Annotated in this window: 24 protein-coding genes; 13 read left to right on the top strand and 11 right to left on the bottom strand. The window is 33.7% G+C overall.

The annotated features are described in order from the left end of the window. Window positions 1-70: 70 nt before the first annotated feature. The 5 genes from U6A24_RS14450 to U6A24_RS14430 form a co-directional block, all read right to left on the bottom strand. Complete coding sequence (locus tag U6A24_RS14450) at window positions 71-964, bottom strand: AraC family transcriptional regulator (protein ID WP_324180702.1); 894 nt, start codon at window positions 962-964, stop codon at window positions 71-73. A 105-nt stretch (window positions 965-1,069) separates the two neighbouring features. Further along, window positions 1,070-1,582, bottom strand: coding sequence for a GTP cyclohydrolase (locus U6A24_RS14445; RefSeq protein WP_324180701.1), 513 nt, complete (start codon window positions 1,580-1,582; stop codon window positions 1,070-1,072). A gap of 18 nt (window positions 1,583-1,600) precedes the next feature. Continuing rightward, the gene (locus U6A24_RS14440; RefSeq protein WP_324180700.1) at window positions 1,601-2,407 is read right to left on the bottom strand and encodes a TerC family protein; all 807 of its coding nucleotides are present in this window, start codon (window positions 2,405-2,407) and stop codon (window positions 1,601-1,603) included. After that, window positions 2,407-2,781 carry a DNA topoisomerase IV gene (locus U6A24_RS14435; protein ID WP_324180699.1) on the bottom strand — a complete coding sequence of 125 codons (375 nt, stop codon included), beginning with the start codon at window positions 2,779-2,781 and terminating at the stop codon, window positions 2,407-2,409. Before U6A24_RS14435 ends, U6A24_RS14440 begins: the two co-directional genes overlap by 1 nt. Before the next feature lie 70 nt (window positions 2,782-2,851). Continuing rightward, the gene (locus U6A24_RS14430) at window positions 2,852-3,328 is read right to left on the bottom strand and encodes a helix-turn-helix domain-containing protein (RefSeq protein ID WP_324180698.1); all 477 of its coding nucleotides are present in this window, start codon (window positions 3,326-3,328) and stop codon (window positions 2,852-2,854) included. A gap of 370 nt (window positions 3,329-3,698) precedes the next feature. Between U6A24_RS14430 and U6A24_RS14425 the strand changes: the two genes are divergently transcribed. The 4 genes from U6A24_RS14425 (at window position 3,699) to U6A24_RS14410 (ending at window position 8,733) form a co-directional block, all read left to right on the top strand. After that, complete coding sequence (locus tag U6A24_RS14425; protein ID WP_324180697.1) at window positions 3,699-4,856, top strand: M14 family metallopeptidase; 1,158 nt, start codon at window positions 3,699-3,701, stop codon at window positions 4,854-4,856. Between the two features lie 76 nt (window positions 4,857-4,932). Continuing rightward, a complete protein-coding gene (locus U6A24_RS14420) occupies window positions 4,933-5,412 on the top strand; it encodes an Lrp/AsnC family transcriptional regulator (protein WP_211073164.1) in 480 nt (159 codons plus the stop codon). Window positions 5,413-5,554: 142 nt separating this feature from the next. Further along, window positions 5,555-8,140, top strand: coding sequence for a phosphoenolpyruvate carboxylase (locus U6A24_RS14415; protein WP_324180696.1), 2,586 nt, complete (start codon window positions 5,555-5,557; stop codon window positions 8,138-8,140). 80 nt (window positions 8,141-8,220) lie between these two features. Further along, window positions 8,221-8,733 (top strand): DinB family protein, encoded by a 513-nt coding sequence (locus U6A24_RS14410; protein ID WP_324180695.1) that lies wholly within the window; start codon window positions 8,221-8,223, stop codon window positions 8,731-8,733. Window positions 8,734-8,765: 32 nt separating this feature from the next. Here the strand turns inward: U6A24_RS14410 and U6A24_RS14405 are convergent, their stop codons facing one another. Genes U6A24_RS14405 through U6A24_RS14395 form a run of 3 tightly spaced genes read right to left on the bottom strand, consistent with a single transcriptional unit; the run spans window position 8,766 to window position 10,880 of the window. Continuing rightward, window positions 8,766-9,446, bottom strand: a complete 681-nt coding sequence (locus U6A24_RS14405) for an alpha/beta hydrolase (protein ID WP_324180694.1) — start codon at window positions 9,444-9,446, stop codon at window positions 8,766-8,768. Between the two features lie 13 nt (window positions 9,447-9,459). Next, window positions 9,460-10,311 (bottom strand): alpha/beta hydrolase family protein, encoded by an 852-nt coding sequence (locus U6A24_RS14400; RefSeq protein ID WP_324180693.1) that lies wholly within the window; start codon window positions 10,309-10,311, stop codon window positions 9,460-9,462. Between the two features lie 8 nt (window positions 10,312-10,319). Continuing rightward, window positions 10,320-10,880 (bottom strand): TetR/AcrR family transcriptional regulator, encoded by a 561-nt coding sequence (locus tag U6A24_RS14395; protein WP_324180692.1) that lies wholly within the window; start codon window positions 10,878-10,880, stop codon window positions 10,320-10,322. Between the two features lie 89 nt (window positions 10,881-10,969). Here U6A24_RS14395 and U6A24_RS14390 point away from each other — a divergent pair, with 89 nt between their 5' ends. The 6 genes from U6A24_RS14390 (at window position 10,970) to U6A24_RS14365 (ending at window position 16,770) form a co-directional block, all read left to right on the top strand. Then, window positions 10,970-11,392: a PaaI family thioesterase gene (locus tag U6A24_RS14390; protein WP_324180691.1), complete on the top strand. Its 423-nt coding sequence runs from the start codon at window positions 10,970-10,972 to the stop codon at window positions 11,390-11,392. 5 nt (window positions 11,393-11,397) lie between these two features. Next, window positions 11,398-12,486 carry a chorismate-binding protein gene (locus U6A24_RS14385; RefSeq protein ID WP_324180690.1) on the top strand — a complete coding sequence of 363 codons (1,089 nt, stop codon included), beginning with the start codon at window positions 11,398-11,400 and terminating at the stop codon, window positions 12,484-12,486. Between the two features lie 55 nt (window positions 12,487-12,541). Then, window positions 12,542-14,266 carry a 2-succinyl-5-enolpyruvyl-6-hydroxy-3-cyclohexene-1-carboxylic-acid synthase gene (menD, locus tag U6A24_RS14380; protein WP_324180689.1) on the top strand — a complete coding sequence of 575 codons (1,725 nt, stop codon included), beginning with the start codon at window positions 12,542-12,544 and terminating at the stop codon, window positions 14,264-14,266. A 106-nt stretch (window positions 14,267-14,372) separates the two neighbouring features. Beyond that, complete coding sequence (locus U6A24_RS14375; protein ID WP_324180688.1) at window positions 14,373-14,714, top strand: DUF2853 family protein; 342 nt, start codon at window positions 14,373-14,375, stop codon at window positions 14,712-14,714. Between the two features lie 118 nt (window positions 14,715-14,832). Continuing rightward, entirely contained in the window at window positions 14,833-15,666 is an 834-nt protein-coding gene (locus tag U6A24_RS14370; RefSeq protein ID WP_324180687.1) for a CvfB family protein, read from the top strand. A 126-nt stretch (window positions 15,667-15,792) separates the two neighbouring features. After that, on the top strand, window positions 15,793-16,770 hold the full coding sequence (locus U6A24_RS14365) for an ion transporter (RefSeq protein WP_324180686.1): 978 nt from the start codon (window positions 15,793-15,795) through the stop codon (window positions 16,768-16,770). On the opposite strand, the gene U6A24_RS14360 is transcribed toward U6A24_RS14365, so the two are convergent. Next, window positions 16,751-17,176: a hypothetical protein gene (locus U6A24_RS14360; protein WP_324180685.1), complete on the bottom strand. Its 426-nt coding sequence runs from the start codon at window positions 17,174-17,176 to the stop codon at window positions 16,751-16,753. The genes U6A24_RS14365 and U6A24_RS14360 overlap by 20 nt on opposite strands. A gap of 149 nt (window positions 17,177-17,325) precedes the next feature. Here U6A24_RS14360 and U6A24_RS14355 point away from each other — a divergent pair, with 149 nt between their 5' ends. The 3 genes from U6A24_RS14355 to U6A24_RS14345 are packed head-to-tail and all read left to right on the top strand — an operon-like array spanning window position 17,326 to window position 19,656. After that, the gene (locus tag U6A24_RS14355) at window positions 17,326-18,168 is read left to right on the top strand and encodes a 1,4-dihydroxy-2-naphthoyl-CoA synthase (RefSeq protein ID WP_324180684.1); all 843 of its coding nucleotides are present in this window, start codon (window positions 17,326-17,328) and stop codon (window positions 18,166-18,168) included. A gap of 53 nt (window positions 18,169-18,221) precedes the next feature. Continuing rightward, a complete protein-coding gene (locus tag U6A24_RS14350) occupies window positions 18,222-18,983 on the top strand; it encodes a hypothetical protein (protein WP_324180683.1) in 762 nt (253 codons plus the stop codon). A 52-nt stretch (window positions 18,984-19,035) separates the two neighbouring features. After that, the gene (locus tag U6A24_RS14345) at window positions 19,036-19,656 is read left to right on the top strand and encodes a hypothetical protein (protein ID WP_324180682.1); all 621 of its coding nucleotides are present in this window, start codon (window positions 19,036-19,038) and stop codon (window positions 19,654-19,656) included. 4 nt (window positions 19,657-19,660) lie between these two features. Here U6A24_RS14345 and U6A24_RS14340 read toward each other — a convergent pair whose 3' ends face one another. After that, complete coding sequence (locus U6A24_RS14340; protein ID WP_324180681.1) at window positions 19,661-22,075, bottom strand: alpha-ketoacid dehydrogenase subunit alpha/beta; 2,415 nt, start codon at window positions 22,073-22,075, stop codon at window positions 19,661-19,663. Window positions 22,076-22,275: 200 nt separating this feature from the next. Beyond that, on the bottom strand, window positions 22,276-25,104 hold the full coding sequence (locus tag U6A24_RS14335; protein WP_324180680.1) for a gluzincin family metallopeptidase: 2,829 nt from the start codon (window positions 25,102-25,104) through the stop codon (window positions 22,276-22,278). Between the last annotated feature and the right edge of the window lie 65 nt (window positions 25,105-25,169).

Raw genomic sequence — 25,169 nt, 5'->3', positions numbered from 1 at the left:
TGTTTATTGAATTCGTTTTGGATCTAAATTATTTAATTAATTAATATTGTTTTGCCATAAAAAAGTTAAATCAAATGATCGGGATCCATACTTCTTCCTCAGATTTTGGATGAAAAGGACCGTGGTACTTTTCTCCCATTACTGTGAAAATATCCCTTGTGTCTAATTTATATCCCGAATCGGGCAACCATATCCCCATAATATGATCCATAGTTTTTTGAAATGTATGTACCGTTCCTTTATGAATAAATACGGCATATTTTCCTTCTGGCAGGGTGTAAGGAAACATTTTTTTTGGTATTTCATTAAAATCTTCTACTTCTACAGCGGCCCATTTTTCGAAAATTACATCTTTGGTGAAGTTTTCTAAAGTGATATTTTTGTTATGAACTTGAATAGAGTAATACCCGGTGTCCTTATTGCTTTTGATCTCATGCCTTCTTGGCATAAACTCCTGCCACATTTGAGTGGTTTTGTCATGGGATAAACTCATTTCATCTTTTAAACCAATTAGTTTCTTTTCTTTGGAATTAATAATGCTGGGTATCATAGTTGTAAATTCTGTTTGTAAACGATTAATATCATTTGGTGATAAGGTGTATTTTTCAAAGGATACTAGGCGATGTCCTTTTTTTCGATATTTTCCCGGACTCACTTCAAAAACAGATTTAAATGCACGAGTATATGCTTGTTGTGAATCAAATCTATAATGGATTGCGATTTCTATAATAGGTTTTTGGGTAAGTAACAAGTCATTTGCAGATTCTGAAACTCTTCTTTTTCTTACATAGTCTAATACTGTTTCTCCCGTGATTTCTGTAAAAATTCTAAGGAAATGATACTTTGAATAACAGGCGACTTGGGCAATGTTATCCAAAGTAAGTGTATTTGTTAGGTTTTCTTCAATAAACACTATGGCTTTTGAAATTCGGTCTGAGTATGAGTTTGTTGTACTCTTGGACATAGCTAACTTTTTTAACTATGCAATATTACAATGAAAAGACGGTTTATTTTTGACTCATATTGCGAAAATCTTCGGGTCTTAAAAAAGATAAAAAGCAAATTAATGTTAAAGGGAAGTAGGTGTTGTTCCAGTAACCATAACCCCATGTTGAGTAAGGGTTTCAACTTTTTTGGGATTGTTGGTAAGCATTTTAACAGATTTTACCCCAAGTTCTTTTAAGATTTCTGCGGCACTTCTAAAATCCCTAGCATCTTTTTTGAACCCTACAGCTTCATAAGCTTCTCCTTGTGGTAATCCTTTTTTCTTATATTGGGCACTTTTGAGTAATGCGTAATGGCCATTTCCTTTACCTTCCTGATCCAGCCAAATTACAATTCCTTTTCCTTGTCTTTGGATTAGTTGTTGAGAAATTTCCATTTGCTCCCGACAGTCACATTCTATACTATTAAAATGATGGGCAAATATACAAGAAGAATGTACGCGACATAGAACATCTTCCTGATCTTTGATATCACCCATTACCAATGCGAAGGATTCTTTTTGTCCATCATAAAAAAGAATTTCGTGATATTCTCCAAATTTGGTTTTAAGATTTCCCTCGGCGATTTTTACGATCATAAAATTGTATTGTGATGATTATGCCTTTTGCTTTTTTACTTTGTGTTTTTTTCTTAGTTTGAAGTTTAAAAATTCAATAAATAATGAAAATGCTATGGTAAAGTAAAGGTATCCTTTAGGTATTGTACCGACTTCTGTATCAAATAGTTGAAGATGCGCTAAATGTGCTGCTTCTGCGATCAGCATAAATCCAATAAGGATTAAAAATGAAAGCCCTAGAATTTGTACAGAAGGATGTTTGTTTACAAACCTACCCACTGGGGTGGCAAACAACATCATTATCAATACCGATATTACAACAGCTATAACCATAATGATTAAGGCGTCGTTTGGATCGTCACTTAAACCATTTGTCATTCCAACTGCTGTAAGAATAGAATCAAAAGAGAATACTACATTGATCAAGGTAATTTGTACTATAGCATTAGAGAGCGTAGACGAACTTTTAGCTTCGAGTTCTTTTTCTTCTTCTCCTTTTTCATCTACTTTTTCATGGATTTCATGCACACTCTTATATAATAGAAACATTCCACCACCAAATAGTATTAATGCCTGACCGCTAATTCCTGCTTCTACCCATGGGAGATTAATATGCCAAAATGGAGCCTCCATAGCCACCAGGAGGGAGATTCCGAATAGTAAAACAATACGCATTACCATGGCCAGCATTAAGCCAATGTTGGTTGCTTTTTTTTGTTGCTTTTCGGGTAGTTTACTTGATGCAATGGATATAAAAATAATATTATCGATTCCTAATACAATTTCCAAAAACGTTAATGTAAGTAAGGCTACCCAAGCATCTGCTGATGTAAATATTTCGAACATTATTTAATTTTTTTAGCGGTTCCACGTTGTTTATTTGAAGCGCCTACCAACGCATACTCAAAAGTGTAAGTGTCTTTATCCGTAGTTAAGATTTTCATATGAATAGCTTTTTCTTCAGCCATATTCTTAGGATTCAATTTCTGAACAATGTATTCGCATTCATTAATCCAACGCACAGTCGAAGTATCTCTTTTTCCTTGGAAATAGTCAATTTCTATAGAATCATTGCGAACAAAAGTCGTTTTAACCAATTCTCCATTAAGTAAAGTTTCGAACTCAAAAGTTCCCGTATGAAAATCCATACAGTTTCGTTCTGGTAGATCACAACCAGAAAAGGCAAGAATACTTAAGTACAAGAAAGCTATTTGCTTCATATAATAATTGAACTGGGAGACGAAAATAAATTTATTTCCAGAAAGTTTATAGCCAGTTCTCAAAAAGTTGTTAAGATTTTTTCATCTGGTACGAATTAAAGGTGCCATCACTATAAAAAATAACGATACGGTCGACATTGTTGTTTTCAGAAATTATTTTCGGTATTTTTTCTTTAGAAACAAGAGGTTGAATTTCCTCTTTTTGTTCGGAAGGGGATTGAGAGAATAAATCTTGATCCGATTGCTCAATAGGAGCAGGACCCGTTTTTAAAGGGACAGAATTTTCTGGAATGGTTTTCTTTTTTTCCATAATGTTTTCAGATTTAGGAAAAACTCCTTTACCATATAATAACCATTGTAAATCTACTTCATTATAAGCCTCTGTAATCTTCATTACAAAATCTAGACTAGGTTTATTTCTTCCCGATAGAATATGAGAAATAGAAGAACGACCTACGCCCATGTAATCTGCAAAGGATGAGGCAGATACGGCATAATAATCCATGATTTTTTGTATTCTTTTTCCGAAATCTTTACTGTTTACCATTGTAAACTATTTTTAGCATTAAAACTGGTTACAAAGGTAAACAAATCTACCTAAAAGTTAGGTTTACAATTGTAAACAAGACATAATGCTATATAAATAAATAGTTTACATAAATAACATTAAATATCTGATTTATAAATATTTATATTTATTTAAAAGATTATATAAATAAATTGTTAATAACTAGATAACATTTGAACAACAGCTGTTTACATTAGTGAACAATAGAGATGAATAGTATTGTTTACAATTGTAATTTTGTTAAGTTTACATTTGTAAATCTTGATTAGGTTTACATTTGTAATTTATCTACTGGTTTGTTATGAATCTTCATTAAACTACCGTAATTTCGTAGCCTTTAGCTTGCTATATGAATTTGATTACATTAGAAAACTGGTACTCCCGGTATAGAGAAGAATCTTTGTTTGGTCGTTACATAAACCTGGATCATATAGGACCTTTATTAGAGACTTTGGCTCATAAAATAGATATTAAAGAAATTGCGCTTTCCGAAAACAATGAACCCATACATTTGGTTACTTTAGGTTCTGGTCCAAAGAAACTTTTACTGTGGTCACAAATGCACGGTAATGAAAGTACTACTACAAAAGCACTATTTGACTTAATCAACCTTCTTAATGATACAAATAATGAGGTGACAAAGAATGTTTTACAGCAATGTACTTTATTTATAGTTCCTATTCTTAGTCCAGATGGAGCCAGAGCATACACAAGACATAACTATAACAATGTCGATCTTAATAGGGATGCTCAAAACCTAACGCAAAAAGAAAGTAAGGTTCTTAATAGTTTAATTAAGGAGATTAAACCTGATTATGGATTTAATTTACATGGTCAGCGCACCATTTTTAGTGCAGGAGAAACAAATAACCCGGCTACAGTATCGTTTTTATCTCCAGCGGGCGATCAAGAACGTTCAATAACAGAAAGTCGCAAAATCGCAATGGAAGTTATTGGAAAAATGAATGTTGTACTACAACAATGTATTCCGAATCAAGTAGGGCGATATGATGATGGTTTTAATATTAATTGTGTAGGGGATACTTTAGAAAATATAGGTATACCAACAATTTTGTTTGAAGCAGGACATTACCCAAACGATTATAATCGTGAAACTACTCGCGAATACATTTTTTATTCTTTAATTGCTTCAATTCATTACATAGCTCAAAATGATATTACGGGAGAAGGTTACGAAGATTACTTTTTAATTCCAGAGAATGGAAAATGTTATCATGATGTTATAATACGGGATGTAATTCTTGAGGGAAAAAATGTCGATATTGCTGTGCAGTATACAGAAGAATTAGGTGAAAATAATGTGAATTTCATACCTAAAATTGTTAAAATTGAAGATTTAGGAAAATTTTATGGCCATAGAGAAATTATTGGTAAAAAAAGGGTGATGCGCAACGAAATCGTTACAGTAGAGATAGTTCCAGAGGTCAAGTTGTTAAAATTTTATCTAGATTCTGAATTATTCTCAATAGAATTAGCAAAAAGGTGAAATAAAATATGCAGAAACTGTATTTTTCTGTTATTTTTGCAATGTAATTAATCGGGAAAAAATAATACAAATTACTATGGCAAAATTTAAATTAGACGAAGTTGACCACCAAATCTTGGATATGTTGATTGAAAATACTCGTACGCCATTTACGGATATTGCAAAAAAACTATTGATTTCTGCAGGAACTGTTCACGTGCGTGTGAAAAAAATGGAGGAAGCGGGAATTATTGAAGGTTCTTCACTTACATTGGATTACAAAAAACTAGGGTATTCATTTATTGCTTATGTTGGTATTTATCTTCAAAATACTTCGCAAACAAAATTTGTACTTCAAAGAATTAATGAAATTCCTTATGTTACGGTAGCACATATTACTACAGGAAAGTTTAATATTTTCTGTAAAGTAAGAGCCAAGGATACAAACCATGCAAAAGATATCATTTTTAAGTTAGACGATATCGATGGTGTTTATCGTACTGAAACTATGATTTCTCTAGAAGAAAGTATTAATGATAAGAAACGTTTGATGCATTCTATCTTTCAGGAATTGTAAAGGGTTTCTTTTTAATATACAATATAGGCCCTTTGAGAAATCTTAAAGGGCTTTTTTTATACAAAGCTTATCAAATAAATTAGACTCTTCAAATAACCAGAAGAGGCTTTTATAACCACAAAACCATAATTACCACCACACAATGGCTAGAAAACCAAAAATAGATCGTTTTAACGAAAATGTTCTGGCAAAGTACCAGATTTATAACAGTATACTAATCACACTGCCGTTTGATACTGTAACAAATACAGGTGTTTTATTACCACTATTTAAAGAAGTATGCGATAAAGGATATGAAGAGAAAAAAAATCCAACAGAGATAGTTGAAAGTTTTTTTAATTTATATCAAGATAATCCATCCTTAAAAGAACGCCATGATCTTTTATTCAGATTTATTCAATACATCGAAAGACAAGTTGTGTTATTTGATGCTATTGAAGATGCGGCTTTTCCGGTAGTAAATAATATGGATGGTCGCGGAACGTTACGAAGTATTAAAGAAGAGGCTCAAGCCAAGGGGCAGTTGGAAGAGCTTAAGGATTACTTGAGCAGGTTTAAGATTAGACCAACATTAACAGCGCATCCCACGCAATTTTATCCCGGTACGGTATTAGGGATTATTCATGATTTGGATGATGCGATTCGAGATAACGATTTACCACAGATAAAACAACTATTGGCGCAATTGGGTAAAACCGCTTTTTTTAAGAAAGAAAAACCTACACCATATGATGAGGCTGTAAGCTTGATTTGGTATTTGGAAAATGTATTTTATCAATCAGCTAGTAAGATTTACAATTATGTCCAGCAAAATATTTTTGAAGGAGAAGATCTCGACAATGATCTAATCAATCTTGGATTCTGGCCAGGAGGGGACCGTGATGGAAATCCTTTTGTAACAACTGAGACTACCTTAAAAGTAGCAAAAAGGCTGAGAAAAACAATTTTGATCAACTATTATCGCGATATCAGAGATCTAAAACGTAGAATTACCTTTGGTAATCTTCAGGATAAAATAGCAGTTTTAGAAACGGCTTTGTATGATAATTTTTACTATGCCAAGACTGCAGAGCCTTTATCTGTTGATACATTGATGAATGGCTTATTAGAAATTAGAGAAGAGCTTATTAATGAGCATCAATCCTTGTTTTTGGAAGAGTTGCAAGATTTGATTAATAAGGTTAAGGTTTTTGGTTTTCATTTTGCCACATTAGATATTCGTCAGGATTCTAGAATACATCACAAAGTTTTGACAGATATCGTTGAAAAAACTACAGAGTTAGGTCTAGGGATTTTTCCCGAGAACTATAAAGACCTTTCTGGAAAAGAACAAATAGATGTACTGTCTAAGGTATCTGGAAAGTTAGATCCTTCTATTTTCGAAGAAGATATAACCCGTGCTACCGTAGAATCTATCTATGCAATCAAAACGATTCAGAAAAATAATGGAGAACGTGCTGCTAATCGTTATATCATTAGTAACAATGGGAATGAACTTAATGTAATGGAAACCTTTGCCATGATAAGGCTTTGTGATTGGGACTTACCAACGGTAGATGTAATTCCGTTGTTTGAAACTGTTCCCGATCTACGAGTTTCACATCAAGTAATGGAGTCTCTTTATAGCAATCCGGTATATATGGAGCACCTAAAACGACGCGGAATGAAGCAAACAATTATGCTTGGATTCTCTGATGGAACAAAAGATGGAGGATACCTGATGGCAAATTGGGGGATATTTAAAGCAAAAGAGGCTTTAACCGAAATCTCTAGAAAATATGATGTAAAAGTTGTTTTCTTTGATGGTAGAGGAGGGCCTCCGGCACGAGGAGGAGGGAATACAAATCAATTCTATGCCTCTCTTGGCCCAACTGTAGAAGATGAAGAAATTCAAATTACAGTACAAGGGCAAACTATTAGCTCGAATTTTGGAACATTAGATTCTTGTCAATACAATCTTGAGCAACTTTTGGGAGCTGGGGTAGAAAATGAATTGACCAACAATGAGGCCAATCTATTTTCTCCAGAAAATAAACAAACCATGCAAGAACTTGCCGATGTAAGTTATCAAACATATGTTGATTTTAAGAGTCATCCAAAGTTTTTACCATATTTAGAGCATATGAGTACGCTTAAATACTATGGAAAAGCAAATATAGGTAGTCGTCCATCAAAACGAAGCAAAAGTGCGACACTGGATTTTGGAGATTTAAGAGCGATACCTTTTGTTGGAAGTTGGAGTCAGTTAAAACAAAATGTTCCTGGTTTTTATGGTGTTGGGACGGCACTAAAGTCCTTTGAAGATCGGGGGGAGTTTGCAAAAGTTATTGCCTTATATAAAGAATCTGCATTTTTCAGAGCTTTAATTGGAAATAGTATGATGAGCCTTACCAAATCGTTCTTTCAGCTAACTTCTTATATGAAAGAGGATAAAGAGTACGGAGCTTTTTGGGATGTTATTCACGATGAGTATTTGCTAACCAAGCGTTTATTGTTCAAGCTTACTGGGTATAGTGAACTAATGCAAAATGAACCTGCCGGTAAAGCCTCGATAGAAGTGCGAGAAAGTATTGTATTGCCATTGCTTACAATTCAGCAATATGCGCTTAAAAAAATTCAGGAAATTAGCCGTTCTCAAAGCGCAGATGCAAAGGATTTAGAGATTTATGAAAAAATGGTGACAAGGTCTTTGTTTGGAAACATCAATGCCAGTAGAAATTCGGCTTAATTGATAAAGTCCTGTTAAGATAGTTAATAAATGAGGTGGGAATTATTAAATTCCCACCTCATTTATTTAATTCATTATTTATGCTTGCTCAATTAAACGAGGGAGAGTTTCACCCGTACTATGGGGCCTATATTTCTAAGGCTAAACATATTGATGTTGTTAAAGGGTTACATCATGGCAAAAAGGAGTTTGTTGATTTTGTAAATTCCATTCCACAAGAAAAATTTACCTATGCTTATGCTGACGAAAAATGGACAATTGCAGAAGTATTACAACATCTTATAGATGCTGAAAGGGTATTTGCTTATCGAGCATTACGTTTTGCAAGAAATGATAAAACTTCACTTATGGGGTTTGAACAAGACGACTACGTTCCTAATTCGAATGCTAATAATTATAGTAAAGAAGAACTGATTGCAGATTTTGAAGCTGTTCGCAATTCTTCAATTACACTTTTTAAAAGTTTTACAAATGAGATGTTGCTCAGAGTTGGAGAGGCTAGTAGTAGTGCAATGAGTACCAGGGCAGTTGGATACGTTCTGGCTGGTCATCAAGCGCATCATTTTGAAGTTCTTAAAGAACGTTATTTGTAAAATTAATTAGTAATGCGCATTTGAATGAATCGCTAAAGTATTTCTTTTAATGATGCTACATCGAGTTCATGGCCTCCGTTGTGAGTTCTAAACTCAATTTGCGGTAAAATTTGTTTGACACGCTTTTTTTCGGCTTCAACTTTTTCTATTTCAAAAAAAGGATCTTTTTCCCCGACGATATGAGTGATTTTTGTGTTTTCGGTAAGAAAAGTAAAATTTTCTTTCTTTAGTTCTTTGGGAAAACCTCCAGATACCATTATCAAGGTATCACAATTGATTTTTCGACTTGCAATCCAACGGGTAGCAATGCTAACTCCTTGAGAATATCCCAAAATAATAAAATTTAACTCTTCGGGTATTTTTTCTGATTCAACAATAGCATCCACATAACGTAAAACATTTTTGGTTTCAGGTTGTGTGTTTTCTTTGGTTAGCCAACTAGATCCGACTCTTCTGTGATCATTTCCTTTATAATATTTTGAAGGGGCCTGGGGAGCAATAAAATAATTCTCATCTTTATCAAAGCTTTCAAATAACCTAATGAAATAACGACTTAGATAACCGATTCCGTGAAAAACTAACCAAACATTTTTAGTTTTAGAGGTTAAGGAATTTAAGGTAGAAAAGGTATTTGTAGCGGTATATGAAATTTCTTTTTCTTCAGCTTGCATAGATATAGGTAAAAAAAAATCTGATTTTGAAATGATTTGCATGATAGACGCAAATTTAATTCAAATCAAACCAATCATAAACAATAGGCCATAAAATATCTTTGTTTTTCTTTCTGAAAAAATCAAAATGACCAATCGATTTTAGATTATAGTCCTTCGGTTTTAGATGTTTTCGTGTTACTTGAGCATTACTGTATACCTGATCGCCCAGTATATCAACCGATTTTCTTGGTGCAAATAGGTCATCTTCTATACTTACCAGCAACATAGGGTCTTTGATGTTTTTATAAAATGTGGTATTACTTCCCTTTGTAAAGTATAGCATAGAGTCCGGGTGCAATAGGAACTTTGCCCAATCCTTGGCAACTTGTGTAGTTAAAGGACTGCCCAGGCCAAACCATCCCGATGGATAATAGCCTAATATAGATGTGGTTACAGGAACAAATATTCCAAAATTTATTAAAATTAGGAATTGCATTCTTAATTTGAAATGTTTGTAAAAACCATATTGAGATGCAATAGTAAGATACTTGTCATAATATTGATAAGCATCACTGAATCCTAGGCTGTTACCTCCATAGCTATGACCAATAACGTACTGTTTATTATTGGGATATTCTTCTTTGGCATATTTTGATACCGCTTTAAAATCGGATGCCCAAGAAAAGTACCCTTGATCCTTCAAAGATTGAATGCTTTTTGATAGTGATCCTCCAATACCACGGTAATCAAAAGTAAATACATTACACCCGATACTTGCCAGATGCTCTGCTATGTTAAAATAAAACTTCTGTGGCACTGCAACGGCTGGGGCAAAAACTATAGTTTTATTGTTTGGAGTAGAAGGAATGAATTCATGAATCGAAATTGGATATCCGTCAAGAGAATGAATTGTGTATGATTCCATAGGTTTTATTAATTTAGAATTATCTTTTCCATTCTGGAAACAGCGTTGTTTATATATTTTAAATCATTATATACTTGAGTTAAAAGTATGCCACCTTCAATGTCTTGAACCATTTGTTCTGCTAACATTAAAGCTTCATCTGAATCGTACTTTTGTTCTAAGAGCCCTTGTAGACCTTTTATAAAATCGGTAAAAAATGATTGAATCTCTTTACCGTAGCTAGGATTGAGATGAATTGTTTCTAGCGCGGTGTTTGCCATGATGCACCCGCCATCAGATGCCTTAAATATTTTACCCATGAGTAGCTTCATCTTTTCAACTTTTTCAGGAAGAGATAAGGAGGCGCTATCAATGATTTTAAACAGGTTGTATTTAAAGTAACTATAAACGGTTGAAAGCACCTCCTTGATTAATTCTTCTTTATTGTTGAAATAATAGTAAAAATGAGATTTTTGAATACCGCAGGCCTTCGCCAATTCACTCATACTACTATTTTGAACACCACGAGTCCTTAGCATTGGGATTACCTTGCTTAGAACTTCTTCTTTGGATGTTTTTATTTTTGGCATTTTTATTGAACGTTCGTTAAAATAATGATTAAATATAGTTATATTATTTGATAGGCATTGTTTATTTTTACTTAAAATTTAAAATTTTCATGAATTTGACCCAAGAAGAAATACTTGAACAATGTGCCCAAATGTGTAAAAATACTCTTATGGAAACCTTAGAAATCTCATTTTGTGAGGTAGGTAAAGACTATCTTATTGCTAAAATGCCCGTAAACCCGAGAGTACATCAACCTGACGGAGTATTGCATGGCGGGGCGATGGTAGCATTGGCCGAAAGCGTTGGTAGTGCAGCGTCCTATATGTTTCTTAATTCTAAAGATCTATTCATTAGAGGTATAGAGATTTCTGCAAATCATGTGAAAAGTGTCCGAGAAGGATATGTTTATGCTAGAGCAGAAGTAGTACACCCTGGTAGAACAACCCAACTTTGGGATATTAAAATAAGAGATGAAGAACAAAATCTTGTCTCTGTAGTAAAACTAACCACTATTGCACTTCCTAAAAACTAAACGGTATGCGTATAGAGAATGTTTATGCTAAAATTAGGGAGCAAAAAGAGAAACAACTTCCCTTTGTTATCTATAGAAAACCGGATGCCACCCAACTTGAAGTATTATTACAGAATAACAATACGCTATATGAAATAGAGGATTATTCTTCCTCGGGGTTTGTTTTTGCCCCTTTCGATACTTCAAAAAAGGCTATTCTTAGTCCTTTTGCTCATTCTAACCGATTTAGAGTGAGTATCCCTAATAAAAATATTGAGAAAAATGAAGAGTTTTTAGCAGAGATTAGTGGACTTTCTGATACTACAAATAATCAGGTGAATCATATTCGTTTGGTAGAAAAAGGAATAAAAGCAATAGCTTTGAACGATTTAAGAAAAGTTGTGTTATCCCGACAAGAGAAGATATCGGGATTTACTTCACTTGACTCGTTACATATGTTTAGAAAACTAATTGATAATTATTCAAAGGCCTTTGTGTATTATTGGTATCATCCTAAGGTTGGAACGTGGTTGGGAGCAACTCCAGAAACACTTTTAGAAATTAAAGATGATCAGTTTAGTACCATGGCTCTTGCCGGAACGCAGCCTTATAAAATTGACAACCCTATTGAATGGGAAAGTAAGGAGTTGGAAGAGCAAGAAATGGTGACAAAATTTATTCTAGATGAATTGTCACAAATAGCAAACGACATTGTTTCTTCAAAAACATATACGCATCGAGCAGGAACTTTACTGCATTTAAGAACAGATATTAAGGCAAGACTGGTTGCAGGCAAATCTCGTATCGAAAATATTATTAATATTCTTCACCCGACACCGGCAGTTTGTGGGTTACCTAAGGAAAAAGCGAGATCTTTCATATTGCAACACGAAGGGTATGATAGAAAATTTTATACAGGCTTTTTGGGAGAATTAAATCTAGAGACTCAAGAGCAAGTAGCTTCTAATCTTTTTGTTAACTTACGCTGTATGGAAATTGTACGTGATAAGGCTATTCTATATGTAGGAGGAGGGATTACCAAGGATTCTGTTCCAGAGAAAGAGTGGCGAGAGACGGTTAATAAGACAGAAACCATGAAAAAAGTTTTGTTCTAAATTACCTTTAAAACATTGGCTTTAATTGGTATGATATTGTACTTTAGCCATTCGAATGAAAACAAGATTATATTCAAAAATTCCTTTAGCACAAACTATAGTTGCCTTATGCCAAGCAAAAGGAATCTTTCACATTGTTATTTCTCCCGGGTCCCGTAATGCACCTTTAACCATTGGTTTTAGTGAACACCCCGATATGTATTGTTATAGTATTGTTGATGAACGGTGTGCCGCCTTTTTTGCATTAGGAATTGCTCAACAGATCAAAAAACCTGTTGCGTTGGTATGTACCTCGGGAAGTGCATTGTTAAATTATTATCCTGCCATTTCTGAAGCTTTTTATAGTGATGTCCCTTTGGTTGTTTTAAGTGCAGATCGTCCTATTGAAAGAATTGATATAGGAGATGGACAAACGATACGGCAAAAAAACGTATTTGAGAATCATATATTATATTCGGCTAATCTATATTCTGAAGTAGTTGCAGAGACGAAAATTAAAGATATTAAAATTCGCCAAAAACAGCATGAAGCTCAAAAACATAATGAGCGTGAGATAAACTTGGCGTTAAATATGGCTATTGCACAAAGTGGTCCGGTTCATATTAATGTTCCGTTTTACGAACCGTTGTACGATAAACTTCAGGAGCCAACAATTACTCCTAAAAATATACCCGTAGAGCGTCCATTGCCTTACATCTCTGATAACTTGCAGTCCGAGATGATTTCTGCATGGACCCAAGCAAAACGAAAAATGGTACTCATTGGGGTCAATGCGCCAGAAATTATAGATCAAAAATGGATTGAGGAGTTGGCAAACGATCCATCCGTTTTGGTATTATCTGAAACTACATCCAATATTCATCATGAAACACATATTAATTGTATTGATCAGTTAATTACTTCATTAACCCAAGAAGAGTTTAGTGCTTTACAACCCGATGTGCTTTTAACTTTTGGCGGTATGGTAGTTTCAAAAAGAATTAAAGCTTTTTTAAGAACCTATCAACCAAAATCTCATTGGCATATTGACTCCAAAAAAGCATTCGATACATATTTTTGCCTTACAGATCATGTTAAACTAAATCCAAATGATTTTTTTTTAAGGTTTTTGCCTCAAGTAAAACCAATACAATCAGATTTTAAATCGTTTTGGATTTCGATTAGAGAAGAAAGAAGAAAAAAACACAAAGAATATCTAGAGCAAACGCCTTTTACAGATCTTAAAGTGTTTGAAACTATCTTTGGTGTGATTCCCAATGGACAAATGATCCAGCTTAGCAATAGTTCTACAGTTCGCTATGCTCAATTGTTTTCATTAAACCCTTCTTTTAAAGTATTTTGTAATCGAGGAACTAGCGGTATTGATGGTAGTACTTCTACGGCAATTGGTGCTGCGATAGCTACAAAAACGCCAACAACTTTAATTACAGGGGATCTCAGTTTTTTTTATGATAGTAATGCACTGTGGAATGATCATGTTCCTTCTAACTTCAAGATTATTATGATTAATAATAACGGTGGTGGGATTTTTAGAATCTTGCCTGGTAAAGAAGAAAGTAGTAACTTTAGTAAGTATTTTGAAACAACTCATCATCTTACTGCAGAACATTTGTGTAAAATGTTTGGGTTTGAATATCATACAGCCGATAATAATGAAGATTTGATTCGAGGTGTTAAAGAAATCTATCAAAACAATAACAAACCCCAGTTACTTGAAATTTTTACCCCTCGAAAAACAAATGACAGTACTTTAATCGATTATTTTAAGTATTTCATCTAATATTTACACTTTAAAATACTTTATGGACAAATTATTCATTTATAATTCGTCTATATTTGAGACAAGATTAAAAAATTAACTAAAAACCTATAAACATTATCATCTTATGAGTAAAAGAGACGAATTAATTGCTAAATACGCAGCCGATATCAAAGACAAAATTGGGCAAACTCCAGATATGGATCTTTTAACAAAAGTTACTATTGGTTGTGGTCCTTCTATCTACAATGCAGATGCTGCGACTGTATCTGGTAGCGATCAAAGCGAATTAGATACTGTTAAGAAAAACTTTTTGATCAAGAAATTAGGATTGTCTGATGGGCCAAAATTAGATGAAGCTATTGCATCTGTAATCGAAGCTTATGGCAAATCAAATCGTAATAAGTATAGAGCGGTTGTTTATTATATGCTAACTAAACATTTTGGAAAAGAGTCGATATATAATTAAGATACTATAATCTGTCCAAAAATATACAAAAGGTGATTCACGAAGAATCACCTTTTTTTGTTTAAATACCTAATGTAAGAAGATTAAAGAAGTATCTTTGCGCCAAATAACAAAAAAGATGCTTGATCTAGGAGTTTACAATACATTAGAAATATTAAGAGACCGTGAACCGGGACTTTTTTTGGGAGATGAAGAAGGGAATGAAGTATTACTACCTAATAAATATGTGCCAGAAGAGTTTGAGATAGGAGATAAGATCAAGGTGTTTGTGTATCTTGATAGCTCAGAACGTATAGTCGCAACTACATTAGAACCCTATGCAACAGTAATGTCTTTTGCTTATCTGAGATGTACAAGTGTCTCAGAGATAGGTGCATTTTTAGATTGGGGACTAGAGAAAGATCTTTTTGTTCCTTTTAAAGAACAAGCTTCAAAAATGCGCATAGGTAGTTGGTATTTAGTTTACGTTTATTTGGATGAAGAGACTAATAGGCTTGTTGCGTCAAGCAAAACAAAGAGATTTTTAGACAACTCTTTGGTGTTGCTATCTCCTTATGACGAAGTAGAGTTAATTGCATCACATCCTTCCCCACAAGGTTGGAACATGATAGTAAATCAAAAATATCTTGGGCTTGTCTATGCAGATGAGATTTTTCAAAAAATTACTCCGGGAGATCAGTTAAAAGGTTTTGTGAAAAAAGTTCGTCCAGACGGTAAAATAGATCTTACTTTGCAGCGACATGGTTACAGAGGAATTGAGCCTAATGCACAGCAAGTTTTGAACGAACTAAAAGCAAGCGGAGGCTTTATTGATCTTAATGACAAATCTGATCCTGAAGATATCAAAGAAGTTTTTCAGTTAAGTAAAAAAAGTTTTAAAAAAGCTATTGGCTCTCTTTACAAAGCCAGAAAAATATCTATTGAAAAGGACGGTATCCGTTTACTGGATTGAATAATAGCATAATAAAATCCTTTAAAAGAGGTTAAGTAACACAGGGGAAATTTGATAATTTAATTATTTTATTAAATTTAAAATCTCAAAACTAAATAATATCAACAACTTAACCTTTTGTCTTACATGGTAACGCTATGCAAAAAGATTGCTAAATCTAAGTGGTTTCAGAATTTTATCATTTCAGTAATTATCTTGGCTGGTATCCTGGTTGGGATTCAAACTTATGGCGAAAAAGTAGATCAATGGGCACCAATTATTGATGCTATTGATTGGGTAATTCTAATCATATTTACTATCGAGGTATTTATTAAAATTACAGCCGAGGGAAATCAACCGCAAAACTATTTTAAAGATGCCTGGAATTTGTTTGATTTCTTTATTGTAGTGGCTTGCTTTGCCGGGCCGTTTTTGGGCGATAATGCTGAGTTTTTACCTGTTCTTCGGTTAATCCGTATTCTGAGGGTTTTCAAACTGGTAACTGCTCTTCCAGAATTACAACTTATTGTGGGAGCGCTATTAAGAAGTATTCCCTCTATGGCGTATATCAGTCTCTTGCTAGGATTACTATTCTATATTTATGGAGCAATGGCAGTTTTTTTGTTTGGCCCCAATGATCCCATTCATTTTGATAACCTTCAAACTGCAATTTTGTCTTTGTTTAGAGTAATTACTTTAGAGGATTGGACAGATATTATGTATATAAATATGTATGGTTGTGATAGTTATGGGTATGGAGGTAACGAAGCCTTGTGTACAAACCCTTCTGCTTCACCAATGCTAGCATCTTTTTTCTTTGTTTCTTTCGTGTTGATCGGAACAATGATAGTGCTTAATTTATTTATTGGAGTGATTATGAATGGGATGGATGAAATGAAGGCTGAAACAGAAATAAAAGCTAGAGTAAAGAGAAAGAAAAGAGAAGATGGTACAGACCTTAAAAATGAAATACACTTATTGGTAGACAAAGTTGATGCTTTAAAAAATGAGCTAAGCTTGCTTACCCATCTTTATGAAGAAGAAAAAAATGGTAAGCATGTTTTTAACATGCATGATAAGGTGAACGGAGAATCTAAGAAAATTTTTAATAAGCCAACCCAGTAATAGGGCAAAATGCACCGCTATATAAACTAGCGTCTTTATATGCATTGTTTTTAATGTCCCCGGTATTCCTGTTTAGACTTGAGTTATAGCCATTTCCTGATATGGTAAATCCAACTTTTCTTTGATTGGTAGGTGCACCGGGAATAGCAACATTATAATTTTGTTGAATAAATTTATTTTCAGGCAATAACATCAAGGGTGTATTTTTCTTTAAATATTGTTTTCTGAGGTCTACACTCAAATCTACTTCCATTAATTGATACTTGTTGTTTATGACATCTGTATCCACCAAAGATAATGGAGCGGTTAATTGTTCTAATTCTATAGAAATAGTCTGAATAGTCCTTTCTTGTCCAAAGGATAAAAAACTTAACAAACTGAATATAAAAACTAAAAATATCTTCATAACTCTATAAATATATTACCAATTCTTGTAATTCAATCAAAAACTATGCTAAATTCTTATTTTATGAAAAAAAATACAGCGATTAACCTTTTAAAAGATGTAGTAGAATATCCTAATATTATAGTATTTTTGGATAAATAAAAAATACAATGAATTCAATACACTGGAAAACTGCAAAAGAATATCAAGATATAACGTATAAAAAATCAAACGGAGTTGCTCGTATCGCATTTAACAGACCTAATGTGCGTAATGCTTTTCGGCCTAATACAACAAGTGAACTTTATGATGCTTTCTATGATGCCCAGGAGGACACTTCAATTGGCGTAGTGTTACTTTCTGCTGAAGGTCCTTCAACAAAAGATGGTGTGTATAGTTTCTGTAGTGGCGGAGATCAAAAAGCAAGAGGACATCAAGGATATGTAGGTAATGACGGAATGCATAGATTGAATATTCTGGAAGTACAACGACTTATAAGATTTATGCCAAAGGTTGTTATTGCTGTAGTTCCCGGATGGGCAGTAGGAGGAGGGCACAGCTTACATGTAGTATGTGATCTTACTCTGGCAAGTAAAGAACATGCAATTTTTAAACAAACTGACGCTGATGTAACGAGTTTTGATGGGGGATATGGTTCGGCGTATTTGGCAAAAATGGTTGGACAAAAAAAGGCTAGAGAGATTTTCTTTTTAGGAAGAAATTATTCTGCACAAGAGGCGTATGAAATGGGAATGGTAAATGCTGTTATTCCTCATGATGACTTGGAAGATACCGCCTATGAATGGGCACAGGAAATTCTAGAAAAATCACCAACATCTATTAAAATGTTGAAATTTGCAATGAACCTAACCGATGACGGCATGGTTGGACAGCAAGTATTTGCGGGAGAAGCCACGCGTTTGGCCTATATGACAGATGAGGCCAAAGAAGGTAGGGATGCATTTTTAGAGAAAAGAAAACCCAATTTCAAAGATGTCAAATGGATTCCTTAAATTAAGGATCTGAAATATAGTTAGGAAAACAAGGGAATTAATTGTCTTACATCATGGATAAAAAAGAAGAAGAAATTCTGTCGATGCATTATCAGATTGAAAAGACTGATATCAAGCAACAAAAAATGGAGGATCGACTCATGTCGATTTCCAAAGAACTAAAAAGAAGTAAAAAGGTAAGTAACATATACTTTTCTTTTATTATTGGTCTTATCGTGCTGATGATTGCGGGGAGCTTTTATCTAATGAAGAATGAAACTTTTTTTTCATCCAATGAATCTGATGAAATTAAAAAACTACAGGTAATTAATGATTCTTTGTTAACTGAAATGGCAAAACTAAAAGCTGGTGTTTTGGAACACAAAGAAAACATAGTGCTTTTGGCCGATTCTCTGGATGCTGGTAAAGATTCGGTAACTAGTCAATCTATAAAATATGACCGACAGTACTGTTATGTTACCAGGGCTTTTAAAAGTAATGATGCAATTTTTGTAGAAGTAGATTTTATAGAATATTATGAAGGGAGAAAAGCTGTACGAAAGGCTAAAGAATATGGCGATGCGGAGTATGATTTAGACAAAAATGGGGATACATTGTATTTTTTGTATAATAATTATTATATTCATAACCAGAATTCTACATCGAGAATTTTAGAACTTGACGATAAAGCGAGGGTGAGAATTGAAAATATTAATCAAATCTCCAATGGTTTTCCATTAAAAGCCTTTCAGAAAATTATTAAAGAGAAGGCAATATTTATTCTGGAAATGAATGATGGTATTGTTTATAGAATAACCGAACAAAAACTCCTTTAAGCGTGGCGATTTTATCTTTAAAATAACTGTAACCCCGTAAACTACCCCAACAATGAAGGTTATTAAAGATGAGGATCTTTTATTTCTACATCAACAAATAGAAAAATCCGAGATCAAACAACAAAAGCTAGAAGATCTTTTGGAATTTGAGGCAGATAAGCTCAAAAAAAGTAAAAAAACCAATAGACTATATGGATCATTTTCTGTGATTTTATTACTATTAGGTATTTTTCTGGTAGCCAATGCTTTTTATTCTAGTAAATCTTCTTCAAAAACTGCTTTAAATGAAGACCAGTTTAATGAACTTTCTCTAATTCAAAATGAATTAGATGCTACCAAGAAAGAATTGGAACTCCTTAAAAAAGAAAATACCAGTATTAAAGAAATTCAAAATCTTTATCTGTATAGAAGTTTAATCAATAAAGACACTATCTTTTCTGTACAAATAAAAGCATTGAATGATAAGAAGATAGCTGCTATTTCAGAAAAGTATACCAATACTTTAGTGTATAATGATGCGTCTCTTCATAAATTTAGTCTAGGGATTTTTGAAACTTTAAAAGAAGCTCAAGAATTTAGAAGAACACTAATCGAATCTGGTTTACTTGATAAGCGAATCTTTATAATATCTTATAAAGATGGTAAACGCATTAAGATTGAAGATTTCCGATAATTAGCTACCTTAATTCTGGGTAATTTTCTGGATCTGCTTCTGTCATGATAGCATATGCTTTTTCAAAAATATCTTCGCTAGAGGGTTTGCTAAAATAATCTCCATCGGTACCAAATGCTGGTCTATGTGGTTGAGCACTTAAGGTTTGCGGCTTACTATCAAGATGTTGATATACATTTTGTTCATCGATCAACTTGTGTAAAATGTATCCTGTGGCTCCACCTGGAACATCTTCATCAATAATTAGAAGGCGATTTGTTTTGGCAACGCTTTTTACGATATCATGATTAAGATCAAATGGTATCAATGATTGCACATCTATTACCTCCGCATTTATCCCAACAGATAATAATTCTTTGGCGGCTTGTTCTACCAACCTAAGTGTTGAACCATATGAAACCAAGGTGATGTCTGTTCCTTCTTTAATGGTTTCTACAACTCCAATGGGTGTACGAGTTTCTGCCAGGTTGTTTGGCATTTTTTCCTTTAAACGATATCCATTAAGACATTCTACAATTACTGCTGGTTCGTCGCTATCCATTAAAGTGTTATAAAAACCTGCTGCTTTAGTCATGTTTCTAGGAACCAATATGTGCATTCCGCGTAACAAATGAACAAGACCTCCCATTTGAGATCCCGAATGCCAAATCCCTTCTAGGCGATGTCCTCTGGTTCTTACAATCAACGGGGCTTTTTGCTTGGCAAACGTTCTGTATCTCAAAGTAGCCAAATCGTCACTTAACCCTTGAATACAATACATGATGTAATCAAGATATTGTATTTCGGCAATGGGTCTAAGACCGCGCATAGCCATACCTATACCTTGCCCTATGATAGTGGCTTCTCGAATACCGGTATCTGAGATTCTAATTTCTCCAAATTTTTCTTGTAAGCCTTCTAGTCCTTGGTTTACATCTCCAATTTTACCGCTATCCTCACCAAAAATAAGAGCTTCCGGCACCCGATTAAAAAGTTGTTCGAAATTATCACGAATAATTATTCTGCCATCTACAAGAGGAGCATTATCATCGTATTGTGCCTTTACTTCGCTAATATTGGTAACTTTAGAATCGAATTCGTTATATAAATGATCACTATATTTTGGTTGTATGGTATTAAAGTAGTTTGTTATCCATTTTTGAAGAGTAGATTTTTCTGCAAAGTCTTCCTTGGTAATATATCTTAAAGCTTTTCTGGTTGCTTCAAGGATATCTTTTCTAATAGGGTCCTCTTTAGAAGATAATGCATTAACAATGGGGGAAATAAAATTCTTATTTGCACTTTTCTCTTCAACTGCTTTCAGTAGCGATAAGGCTTCATTTTGTTCTGATTTTATTTCAGAAAGATATGCGTTCCAAGCGCTATTTTTTCCTTGTCTAACTTCTTTTTTTGAAGCTTTTTCAATATCTATTATTTCTTCGGCAGTGGCGATGTTGTGCTCTATAATCCACTCCTTGAACTTTTTATTACAATCGTGTTCTCTTTCCCAGTTTAATCGTTCTTCACTTTTATACCTTTCATGCGAACCTGAAGTAGAGTGCCCCTGTGGTTGAGTAAGTTCTTTTACATGGATAATTACTGGAATATGTTTTTCTCTTGCCAATTCGTCTGCTGTCTCGTAAGCATCGATAAGAGCAGGGTAGTCCCATCCATTAACTTTAATTATCTCATAACCTTCATGATTTTCGTCTCTTTTAAACCCCTCCAGAATGAGTGAGATATCTTCTTTTGCTGTTTGGTGCTTGGCATGAACAGAAATACCGTATTCATCATCCCATATGCTAATAACCATTGGTACCTGTAAAACTGCTCCGGCATTTACTGTTTCCCAGAAAAGTCCTTCGCTTGTACTTGCGTTTCCAATGGTGCCCCATGCAACTTCATTTCCTTTAGTAGAAAAATTGGTAAATTCTGATACACTTTTTTCATTACGATATACTTTGGATGCCTGAGCCAATCCTAACAATCTTGGCATCTGACCCGCGGTAGGAGATATGTCTGAGCTTGAGTTTTTTTGTTCAGTTAGGTTTTTCCAGCTACCATCTTCATTCAAACTATGGGTTGCAAAATGGCCGCCCATCTGTCTTCCCGCTGCAAAAGGTTCTTTGTTAATATCTGTATGCGCATATAATCCGGCAAAAAAATGTTCAATAGTATATTGATCGATAGCCATCATAAAAGTTTGATCTCTATAGTATCCAGATCTAAAATCACCATTTCGAAAAACCCTGGCCATGGCTAGTTGGGGTAATTCTTTTCCTCCTCCAAAAATTCCAAATTTCGATTTACCGGTCAATACTTCGCGTCTACCTAACAAGCTACACTCTCTGCTAATGCAAGCAATTTTGAAATCTCTAAGTATTTGATTTCTATATTCTTCAAAGGAAATGTTGGATGAGCTTATAATTTCAGGTTGCATACGAACGACGTTTTTAGGTTTGCAAATTTAGTTAAAATACATACCAATTGCAAGGCTGAAACTCTTAAATTTATTGAGTATAATTTACTTAAATCGTGGTTTTATTGATAAATTATCGTTTTTGGTCAATAATTTAAGGATTGGTTAACAAATATTCAAAATTTTCACATTTTGAATATTTTGGTAATATTTAGTAAGTATTAATACCACTCTCGGGTAAACAAACCAATTAAAGTTTCTGGACTTAGTGTTATAATAAATCGAATTTGTTGGTCATAATCTGGTTGTGCAATTTCCCAACCTTTATTTGAAACTACAGGAAAGAATAACTCAAAATAATCGGCAACCAAACTAAGTCTCACTCCTGCATCAAAAACATACTTTGGCGATATCCCTTTGTTTTTTACTATTCCCACATCACCATAGGCATAAATCCAATTCCATATATTGGTATTGGCATTAAAAGTAGTCATCCATTGATTTGCAAAAGGATAGTCGAGTTGAGATTTAAATCCTCCTTCTGCGATAATGATTTGTTGGCTCACAAAACCGGTATCTTCACTTCGCCCAAGGTAATTAAAATCGAATAGGTAATCTGTTGGTCGATCTAATGCAAAGCTGAAAAAATCTCCATCTTTTTCGGTATCATTAAAAAGGAAAGTACCTGCGAATAGCCTCAAGTTTAACTGTCGGTTATTCAAAAAGAGCTTTCTATAGTTAAAAGTAGCAGATAGCTTACTGAAATTTTTAGATATTTGGTAGTCCAGAGTATATCCTAAGAAATTGATTAAATTAAAATCAGAATACCTGTACCGGGCATTAAAAACATTATAATCGGGTGTTTCTACCGGATTCTCTTCATCTCTTTCTCTAAATACATTTACATTTCGTAGTGAAAGTCGTTGCTTTACATTAGATCTTAGGTCTTTAGGTCTAAAGTAAAAATTGGCAGATGTCGATAACCGTCGGAATAACAAGTCTGGAGCATAACTAAACATACTTCCATTAATACCATAACGCATTTGATATAAACCATGCTCTGCAATTTGGTCACGTAAAAAGAAAGCTGCCGATCCTAATAATTTTTTGGACTTTAAACCATAGGCCGGAGAAATATTATATTCGAAATCTCTTCTAATAAATGTCTTGTTGTAAAATTTTCCTGCTAATGTGAAACCATCATAAACATTAAACTCGAATTCGGGAATAATAAATATTTGGTTATACCTGGAATCTTCAATGTCGTCTAGCAATCTAAATTGAAATGGTTTATTAAAAATCCACTTCAGATTACGGTGATTATTACGTCTGTTAACCTCGGGGATTTTTTGTTCATAATCCAACACCACCTTGGTTAGGTCATCATTAGCAATTTTGACGGTTTTAGTACCTGTTATATTTGTAACCCACGTTTTGGAAACAATATCTTTTTTTCTTAAACCAACAACAGAAATAGGCATAGCATTATTTCTTTTGTTTTTTATAGTCACTTCGATAGAATCCTTTCGTTTCTTTATAGATTTAATTTTGAAATCTATCTTTTCATTGGTTTGTATATAGTCTTCAAAAAACCATGCTACATCCTTATTTGATAAAGATTTAAGGATCTCCTTATATTTTTGTGAACTGGTAAATTGTAATACATTCTGAGAATAGAATTCTTTAATACTTTCATCTACTATATTATCATCACCCAAATAGTCCTGTAGATATTTAAAACCAACACCGGCTTTATAGGCATTTGCAATATTTTGATTAAATTTTACTAACTGATCTTTTGGAGTAGATAGTGGTTGATCCAAAAATAATCTGGCCATGTTTTTATAAGCCAGGAAATATTGATCATTAAATTTTAAGTCGGCCGCATGAAACCATCGTATACCAATTACTTTGCTCAGTTTCCCGATTATCTTCATCTCAGGGTAGAACTGCTCTGTGTAGGACATCATTAAATAGATATGGATAGCATCTCTTATCCATGCATCATTCCTTGGATTAATGATAAGTGTATTTTCAAGATATTTTTCTGTTATCGCTTTAAGTTGTTTTATTTCGTACTGAAAACCATCTGGGAAAGGCCTAAGGATATCGGGAAGTTGATTTAAACCATATACCGGGTTATTTTTATAATCACTTTCTGAAACCAGAATCTTATCGAATGGATATGGTCCTAGTTTTGTTTGTAAAAAACTTATTATTCTTTCGGTAGCAACAGACTTCATTTCTGGCATTAAGTCATTATCTTCGATATTGCTTATAAACTCAATATCATCGGCTGGAAAACTATAAAACTTACCTGTTCTTTCTATATATAAATTGACTTCACTTCTGTTACTCCCTTGAAGTTCAATGGTTTTATCTTTGTTTTCTTTAGAAGAAAGAATAGTTTCTTTTTTTAGATCACTTACAATCTGATATCCATGAGGTACTTTTACTTTGATATTGTAGTCTGAGATTGGAGCGTAAAGATCGTCCAGATTTTTGTGACTATAAACGTTCCATTGGGTATCATATACCGCTGGAATAATATACCAATACTTTAAGTTGAAATTACCATTGGGTTCATATCCATAGCGGGTAAATTTGCTACTTGCTATTTTTACCTGATACTTTAAAACAAAGGTTTGAGTTTTTCCCGGGTAAATAGGAGTGGAGCTTTGAATCCACAGAATGTCCGAGGCACCTTGATAACGGCCCCATTTTAATGATTGCGAGTTTTTATCGGTTATGTTTTGTATTAGAGTGCGTCCGCGTTCATGATCTTTTGCAAAGTAAAATCGCTTCAGGAAATCTTCAGAAAATCGTTTTCCTAAAGCTGTTGTTTTGCTTGAAAAACTATTTGCCCAATCATGAAAAAGCACCTTGTTTAATGTATCTTTTGAAGCATTTGTATATGTTATTTCTTGTGAAATAGACAATACTTTTTTTTCTGTATCAAGGACTGCATCAATAGTGATGTTATTTTGTGCCGATAGTGTAAGTAGGGCAAAAAAGGCAAATATGGTAGTATATATTCTTATAATCTTCAATTTTTACAATGTAAATATAGGAAACACTTCAAGCTGCATTTCGTATTAATAACTGATTTGACAAC

The organism is Aquimarina gracilis, assembly GCF_035285365.1.
Classification (GTDB): domain Bacteria; phylum Bacteroidota; class Bacteroidia; order Flavobacteriales; family Flavobacteriaceae; genus Aquimarina; species Aquimarina gracilis.
This window is presented reverse-complemented; position numbering and strand designations above follow the sequence as displayed.

Bases quoted from the DNA above. Each gene is read 5' to 3' on its own strand.
- U6A24_RS14430 (WP_324180698.1), bottom strand. From the start codon at position 3,328: ATGGTAAACAGTAAAGATTTCGGAAAAAGAATACAAAAAATCATGGAT.
- U6A24_RS14445 (WP_324180701.1), bottom strand. From the start codon at position 1,582: ATGATCGTAAAAATCGCCGAGGGAAATCTTAAAACCAAATTTGGAGAA.
- U6A24_RS14435 (WP_324180699.1), bottom strand. From the start codon at position 2,781: ATGAAGCAAATAGCTTTCTTGTACTTAAGTATTCTTGCCTTTTCTGGT.
- U6A24_RS14355 (WP_324180684.1), top strand. From the start codon at position 17,326: ATGAATTCAATACACTGGAAAACTGCAAAAGAATATCAAGATATAACG.
- U6A24_RS14410 (WP_324180695.1), top strand. From the start codon at position 8,221: ATGCTTGCTCAATTAAACGAGGGAGAGTTTCACCCGTACTATGGGGCC.
- U6A24_RS14405 (WP_324180694.1), bottom strand. From the start codon at position 9,446: ATGCAAATCATTTCAAAATCAGATTTTTTTTTACCTATATCTATGCAA.
- U6A24_RS14420 (WP_211073164.1), top strand. From the start codon at position 4,933: ATGGCAAAATTTAAATTAGACGAAGTTGACCACCAAATCTTGGATATG.
- U6A24_RS14340 (WP_324180681.1), bottom strand. From the start codon at position 22,075: ATGCAACCTGAAATTATAAGCTCATCCAACATTTCCTTTGAAGAATAT.
- U6A24_RS14450 (WP_324180702.1), bottom strand. From the start codon at position 964: ATGTCCAAGAGTACAACAAACTCATACTCAGACCGAATTTCAAAAGCC.
- U6A24_RS14395 (WP_324180692.1), bottom strand. From the start codon at position 10,880: ATGCCAAAAATAAAAACATCCAAAGAAGAAGTTCTAAGCAAGGTAATC.
- U6A24_RS14375 (WP_324180688.1), top strand. From the start codon at position 14,373: ATGAGTAAAAGAGACGAATTAATTGCTAAATACGCAGCCGATATCAAA.
- U6A24_RS14360 (WP_324180685.1), bottom strand. From the start codon at position 17,176: ATGAAGATATTTTTAGTTTTTATATTCAGTTTGTTAAGTTTTTTATCC.
- U6A24_RS14365 (WP_324180686.1), top strand. From the start codon at position 15,793: ATGGTAACGCTATGCAAAAAGATTGCTAAATCTAAGTGGTTTCAGAAT.
- menD (WP_324180689.1), top strand. From the start codon at position 12,542: ATGAAAACAAGATTATATTCAAAAATTCCTTTAGCACAAACTATAGTT.
- U6A24_RS14400 (WP_324180693.1), bottom strand. From the start codon at position 10,311: ATGGAATCATACACAATTCATTCTCTTGACGGATATCCAATTTCGATT.
- U6A24_RS14425 (WP_324180697.1), top strand. From the start codon at position 3,699: ATGAATTTGATTACATTAGAAAACTGGTACTCCCGGTATAGAGAAGAA.
- U6A24_RS14370 (WP_324180687.1), top strand. From the start codon at position 14,833: ATGCTTGATCTAGGAGTTTACAATACATTAGAAATATTAAGAGACCGT.
- U6A24_RS14415 (WP_324180696.1), top strand. From the start codon at position 5,555: ATGGCTAGAAAACCAAAAATAGATCGTTTTAACGAAAATGTTCTGGCA.
- U6A24_RS14345 (WP_324180682.1), top strand. From the start codon at position 19,036: ATGAAGGTTATTAAAGATGAGGATCTTTTATTTCTACATCAACAAATA.
- U6A24_RS14385 (WP_324180690.1), top strand. From the start codon at position 11,398: ATGCGTATAGAGAATGTTTATGCTAAAATTAGGGAGCAAAAAGAGAAA.
- U6A24_RS14440 (WP_324180700.1), bottom strand. From the start codon at position 2,407: ATGTTCGAAATATTTACATCAGCAGATGCTTGGGTAGCCTTACTTACA.
- U6A24_RS14350 (WP_324180683.1), top strand. From the start codon at position 18,222: ATGGATAAAAAAGAAGAAGAAATTCTGTCGATGCATTATCAGATTGAA.
- U6A24_RS14390 (WP_324180691.1), top strand. From the start codon at position 10,970: ATGAATTTGACCCAAGAAGAAATACTTGAACAATGTGCCCAAATGTGT.